This window comes from Gammaproteobacteria bacterium, assembly GCA_022340215.1.
In the GTDB taxonomy this organism is placed as follows: Bacteria; Pseudomonadota; Gammaproteobacteria; order JAJDOJ01; family JAJDOJ01; genus JAJDOJ01.
In genome coordinates this window covers 1-6,225 of record JAJDOJ010000219.1, presented here as the reverse complement: position 1 = coordinate 6,225, position 6,225 = coordinate 1, and the positions used below count along the sequence as shown (strand labels likewise).

Here is a 6,225-nt window from a genome sequence, read left to right as displayed (position 1 = left end):
GATCGGCTTTATCCGCAATACCCTTACCGGACCTTGGCTGGATCCGCAGGAGATCGCCCAGCGGCTGAACCGACCCTTTCGATTACGCTTGATCTGGGCTCGCCCTGCATGCGATCGCCGCCACTTGTCCGACAGGTGGGGGGCAGCCTATCGCCTGACTCCTACAAGCCTCTATTCGGGCGTCTCTTGAGCCAGGCCGATGGCCGCCGACGCCGTTTCCCGTGAGACACGGTGCGGCCAATCCTCAGATTGGCCGCGTGCCTCCTTCACCGAGAATCTTCGTGCGTCGGCGCTGAGCAGGGACATCGTACATTGAATGGGTCGGGTCGGGCGGGGCAGCGATGGCCATTCCGCAGGGGAATGCGTCAGGGTTGCTTTGGGAACTGCCGTTCCGGCATTGGGATCTGACCGGGCCTGCAGAGGAACCCCCACCAGAGACGGGTTGCGACCACGCCTCCGGTGGGGCCAGACGCCCAGAAACGTTACTTCTTGGGCTCGTAGTGGAACTTCATGCCAGCGAGCGCGGCCTCGTACATCAGACCGCCGCGGGCCACGGTGAACACCGCCATGCCTTTGGTGTACTTGCCGACAGTATCGGCAGTACCTCTACCGCCGCTGATGCCCCCGGAGCTACCCTGGGTCGACGCTTGGGCGGATGCCCCGGCGGTGATCGCCACGGCAGTTGCCTGCGCGGCGAACTCGAACTCACCTTTGGTGAATTCGTCGAAGGCACGCTCGTCCTCGAAGAAGATTATCATGCTGTAGACCTGACCGCCGAGCTGGAAACCGATGCTCAGCTGGATCATCCTGGTATCGCCGACCCACACGCCCTTCTTGTAGACGCGGCCGTTGCCGATCGCACCGCCGATGCCCGCGCCGCCCTTGCCGATGTTCGGGAACACTGCGTAGCCGTAGGCGCTGTCGAAGAATTTACCGCTCTCGCCAGCATCCTTGAAGGCCTTGATCGTTTTTTCATAGCTCTCGCTGTCGTCGTCGGCCCAGGCGGTGTTGGCCAGAGGCAGTGCAAACAGCAGTACCAGAAAATACCCCAAATATCTCGGTTTCATGTAATTTCCCCTCATCAATGTGTCGGCACCGCGTGCCGATTCTAAAACCACGTCTGGACGCGAGGTTTTCCGTGCGTCCCCGCATGGGACACCGAATACATCGGTGGCGCTATTGTCCTCCTCCTCCATGCCACTCGCAACGGTTTCCCCGCGTGGGTCCGGCTCGGACCGCCCGGCGCAGCATATCCTAAAAACGGATCGTCGCGAACACCTTGGGCCCGTGAAACAGATAGTCGACCTCGTACTTCTGCCCGCCGTTTGTCTTGTTCTGATAATCGACGTTGAAGGCGCTATAACCCGCTCCGATGCCCACATGTTCGAACAGTTCATAGACAGCCAGCAGGTCTCCGGCCAGGAGATAGCCCTTGAAATCGTCGACCGCGAGATAAAAGGCCAGCAACCTCAAGGACATCGAGAACTTTTCGGTGAAGGCGTAACCTCCCGTGAGGCCAATGTCGGGCAGCGGCAGTGTGATCTGCGCCGTATCGCTCTCGACGCTGCCGCCCGCATTTCCGACCTCGACCGAGCCCCGCAGGCGCGATGAAAGGCTAGCGACGTGCAGGCCGGCGGTGATCCCGATCTCCTTGCGCCCGTCGTTAATGAACGAATAGCCGTAACCCAGTCTCCCCAGCTTGAGGTCGACGCTGCTGTCCACCGACGCGCCCACCGGGAAGCTCAGGTCGCCCCAGTTGATCTCGCCTCCGATCTCCTGTTCTCCCGAGCGGTTCAGCGCGAAATACTCGGCGACGATCCGATTTTTCGGGTTGATGCGCCAGTTGAACAGGAAAAACGGGACCGCCGCGCTGGACTCGAGCCCCAGCAGGTCCTCCACGTCGATCTCGGTGCCGGCACTGCCGTCCGAGGCGTCCAGGCTGATTGTGGTGCTGACCTGGGGAATGAACCCGCCACCAATGAGTGTGAAGCGGCTCAAGAATGCCTCGTTGGTCCATCCCTGAGGTTCGGCAGTGGCAGGGGATGAGTTGACGGTCATCAACATGCCCAGGGTCAGCATCAGTGAAAACAGGCGTCCATTGCAGTCAGTCATTCGTCTTGTCCTTTTCGAGCATGCGCTCGACCTCGTCTACATCCGTCGGGTGGAGAAATACCCGTGTCACGGTGCAGCCAATTTCAACAGGGAGAAGCGGGGGTGTCAGGCAGCGCGGAGAGCGACCATCTGTGGGAACATTATAGGCACATCGCTCGTACGCGTAACGGAATATCCTTGTCGGTCCCGATCAGAGCGTGGGAAGCCGTCGGGTGTTCGTTCACGTACGGGCTCGCAATCACTTGGCTCAGGCAGTCCAGGGCCGCGGTCCCTTGTGCCACCGGGCTGCTTATGAATCCCGTCAACGAGGTCTCTCTTGCGCCTTCGCCTGGTGCCTGGAAGGAAGCCTTCAGCCCTCCCTTTGCCGTCGGTCTTAAAGGCGATTGCCGGAAAATGACATACCAGATCGCGCCGGGTGAGCTGCGAAGCAGTGAACGGCTTGGGCAGGAAGCCCAGACCGGTGCCCAAGCAAAGCAGGGACAGCGCCGCGCCGGGATCGTTCGTCATCAAGGCGCGACAACTGGCGCATCGTCGAACGATGTCACTGTTGTCGCAACACAGAGGACGGACGACAAAGGCGAGCAGGATAGTATGTCATTTGACAGAAATCGCCTCAGTATCACTCTCCTTCGTGTCCTGAGAAATCGGAGCGATACACCGTATGCTTTCCCTTCAGCCACAGGCGGTTAAACTCCGGTTCCATTGTCCAATCATCGATTCGGAACTCTTCAGCAAGGGATTCCGCCTCTCCTCAGGGGTAACTCTCTCTGCCAAAACATCGCCCGCAGGTGCCGACGGCGCCGTCATGTTATTCGCTATCCTGTTGATTTATCTGCCGTAATATAACGGTCAGAAAAGCATCATCTTCCCTCTATAAATCGAGGTCATCGCGCTGCTATGTAGAGGTCATGGACGCGGATCAGGGACGCGGATCAGGGACGAATCAAGGTAGCAAGTTCAGACGAATCGACCCGATGAGGCGTGTAGCCATGACAAACCAATGCAGATTATCAGACCTCCTTCCGGTATCCGTTATCGCTGCTGTTCTGGCACTTGGTGTCACGGATCCGGCGGAGGCCCGGGACAGCTGGCAGGAGAAGATGCTCTTCAATCCGTCAGTGAGCCAGCTCGAACTCGAGAAACGTGGCAGGGTCATGATCTACGATGATATTAAGGAAAGCCAGGTTGCTCGGGCAATGGACCTCGAGTTTGAACGAATTCAGTCAATGATGTTTGTCCGCACGATTGCCACGAATTCCGAAGGCAGAGTTCTCCGCGACGAGGAAACCGGGGATGTGGTGGTTGAGGATGATGGCTGCTGAAACGTCTCTGAATCAGGCACGTACCGAACTATGCAGAGGAGTGCCTTGCCGTGAAAACGCCGTGAGAGATATTGAACGAGGGTGGTAGTTGGAAGGAGGACAGCCATGAAAGACCTTGACGGGACAATCGTAATCGTTTTCACGTTATTTGTGCCAATTTCTCTGCTTGCAGCAAGCGACTCGCTGACGACTTTCAAGGCGATGAAACCGGAACTTGCCCTTGTGGTCGCACAAGCCTCCATGGCGGCATGTCGCGAATCAGGTCATCAGGTATCGGTGGCTATCGTGGACCGTTCTGGCATTACTCAAGTCATGTTGCGCGATCAATTGGCAGGACCCCATTCATTGGAGACCGCCCGCCGCAAGGCCTGGACGGCGGCGAGCTTCAAAGGCGACACACGCTCTATTGCACAAGCAACACGACCCGGGAGCGGACAATCCGGTGCTCGGTTCGTCACTGAGGCCATGATGGTTGGAGGTGGTGTGCCTCTATATGCTGAGGGGGTACTTGTGGGCGCGGTTGGCGTCTCGGGCAGCCCCAGCGCTGACGAGGACCAGAAGTGCGCTGAGCAAGCTGCCGCTGCTCTAGAGGAGAAAATGTTGTTCTGATTGCAGTCTCTCAAGGCTACTTCAAGATATCCTGTGCTCAACCTAGCCGGTGATCTCGAAATGCCCATTCTACCGATCGTGTTATGGCTCAATCTGTCTATGGCGATCGACCCGCTACACGCAGAGGAAAATACCGATGCAATCGAGGCCATGGAAGAATACCTCGATTTTGCCGACTACCGGGGGGCGACGATCTTTTCTGAACAAATACCCGCCCAGGCCTGGAAGAACTTTTTCATTGTGGACGCCCGCGATGCGGCACAGTTCGAGAAGAAGCACATACCCGACGCGGTGAATATCGAATGGCGCCAAGTGCTCGCACGCCGATCCGAGTTTCCGAAAGACAAGCCAGTTCTGATTTACTGCAATACTGGAATGCTATCGGCCCAGGCGGGATTCGCGCTTCGTGTTGCCGGTTTCGATAATTTGCGGATCTTGCAGGGCGGGATGCGCGAATGGCGGGCAAAGGGCGGATTTGAGGCTTACGAACGTGAGTTGAACGCGCCACAGCAATAAGTTACGTAACCCCAGACTCCCCCCAACATCCCGGCGTAGTGTGGGCAGGCGGCGCCCGCACCAATAGGGCGAAATCCACGGACTGTCCATACGGAGTCCGGCCGCCAGATCTAGCCGTCCTTACCCACAGATATCCCTTAGGACCCAAAGTTAGCTATATCTGCGTTGCATCTCATGGCTCAGACCTCGCTGGCGTTCCAGTTCCGGAACGCCAGCACCCAGGAGGAAATTCCCGGATTCGCGTCGTCGCGAGTCAAGATTTCCTCTCCGATACCCGCGAGCATTTCCCGAAACTCACGCACGGTGCTGTCCCATTCCGCATCGGACAAACCCGGATTATCCATCATGGTGTCGGCCGCGAGCGAACCGGCACCGGCCCACAGGGAATTCGCGTTGATCTCCTGCCAGAACCGCGTCTTGTCCGATTGATACAGTCTTCCCAGCGATGCTATCTCGTCTGCACGGGGGTGCCGGATCCGGACCAACAGGCCGTGCAATCGCTCCAGCAGTTCGGATATCACGAGACAACGGATTCAGGGGTCGGGCGGACAGGTGATTCGCGCTTTATCGCATGCATGAAAATGGCTTGTCCAGCAGTTCCGTTCCAGTTAAGGCGATTGCCGAAAAATGGCATACCAGATTGTGCCGGATTTTCGTTCGTCATCAAGGCGCGATAACAGGCGCATAGTCGATCTATGTAACGGTTGTCGCAACACAGAGGACGAAAATACAAGCAGGATGGTATGTCATTATGACAGAAATCGCCTAAAGCCAGATTCGATTGGTCTATCATAAGCTGCTCTGAATAGAACCCGCGGTAATAACAGGAGCCGCCTCCTGGGCGGAATGAAGAGTGACGGGAGGCTCGGGTCGACGCAAGATGCCCCGCGCCGCAATGGTAGCAACGGGGTGAAGGATTGTCGCGGAGCAAACTCCCCGTTCGTAATCATCCAGACAGGTTCTATTGTTCCCCGTCACCGACTTTTACGGTTAAGGGCTTTCGGTCCCGCTTGCGGTTTTCCTCCGCCCACCAGCCGATTCGCAGGCTGATCTTGTGCGTGCTGTCCTCGCGCGTTGCCGTGAGTTTCAGCCCTAGCCAACCCCTCGGGTTCCATGACGATCTCGCCATCCTCGTCACTGAAGGTCAGACGGCCCTCTCCGAGTCCGCCTGGTGATCGACTCCAGCATCGAGCGGATGGAATCGGCGTCCTGGAGGGGTTCGTGCCGGAAGATGTTTTCGCTCGTTCTCATTCGATGGGTCCTGTTCTCGTACCGAGTGTGGGAGGTTCCTTGAATCGGATGCTTTTCCGGGCTGCGCGTCGCCAACCCGGCTTCTTGGGGTCAGTGATCCCGGCGTTCGAACGGTCAGGCGCGGATCTTTCGGGATCTCTCCTTGCCGTTTACAAGTTTAGCCGGGGAGAAAACCTTGATGGCCGGGTAATCGTTGCTGATACCCAGCACCAGGCCTTCCGGACGGACGATCGTGGCCGATGCCCCGTATCCGCTTAGCCCCTCCTTCTTACGCGTGTTCCGGTCCAGGGTCACACTCGAAATTGATCATTCCCTTGCGCAGCACGACACGCTGGCCGTGCAACAGCCTGCGCCGGCATTCACGGTTGCCCGGTATGCCCCGCATGGATTTCGGCTCCGAAAGGTATTCGTCCGC

Annotated in this window: 7 protein-coding genes; 3 read left to right on the top strand and 4 right to left on the bottom strand. The window is 57.9% G+C overall.

Annotated features, from left to right (window positions below; all coding sequences use genetic code 11):
• Positions 1-482 precede the first annotated feature (482 nt).
• The gene (locus LJE91_15170) at positions 483-1,067 is read right to left on the bottom strand and encodes a hypothetical protein (protein MCG6870015.1); all 585 of its coding nucleotides are present in this window, start codon (positions 1,065-1,067) and stop codon (positions 483-485) included.
• A gap of 187 nt (positions 1,068-1,254) precedes the next feature.
• A complete protein-coding gene (locus LJE91_15165) occupies positions 1,255-2,112 on the bottom strand; it encodes a hypothetical protein (GenBank protein ID MCG6870014.1) in 858 nt (285 codons plus the stop codon).
• A 908-nt stretch (positions 2,113-3,020) separates the two neighbouring features.
• On the opposite strand from LJE91_15165, the gene LJE91_15160 reads away from it, so the two are divergent.
• The 3 genes from LJE91_15160 (at position 3,021) to LJE91_15150 (ending at position 4,559) form a co-directional block, all read left to right on the top strand.
• Positions 3,021-3,434: a hypothetical protein gene (locus LJE91_15160; protein MCG6870013.1), complete on the top strand. Its 414-nt coding sequence runs from the start codon at positions 3,021-3,023 to the stop codon at positions 3,432-3,434.
• 105 nt (positions 3,435-3,539) lie between these two features.
• Positions 3,540-4,043: a heme-binding protein gene (locus LJE91_15155; GenBank protein MCG6870012.1), complete on the top strand. Its 504-nt coding sequence runs from the start codon at positions 3,540-3,542 to the stop codon at positions 4,041-4,043.
• A gap of 60 nt (positions 4,044-4,103) precedes the next feature.
• Positions 4,104-4,559: a rhodanese-like domain-containing protein gene (locus LJE91_15150; GenBank protein ID MCG6870011.1), complete on the top strand. Its 456-nt coding sequence runs from the start codon at positions 4,104-4,106 to the stop codon at positions 4,557-4,559.
• Between the two features lie 179 nt (positions 4,560-4,738).
• On the opposite strand, the gene LJE91_15145 is transcribed toward LJE91_15150, so the two are convergent.
• Complete coding sequence (locus tag LJE91_15145; GenBank protein ID MCG6870010.1) at positions 4,739-5,080, bottom strand: hypothetical protein; 342 nt, start codon at positions 5,078-5,080, stop codon at positions 4,739-4,741.
• Positions 5,081-5,924: 844 nt separating this feature from the next.
• Entirely contained in the window at positions 5,925-6,104 is a 180-nt protein-coding gene (locus LJE91_15140; GenBank protein ID MCG6870009.1) for a hypothetical protein, read from the bottom strand.
• Between the last annotated feature and the right edge of the window lie 121 nt (positions 6,105-6,225).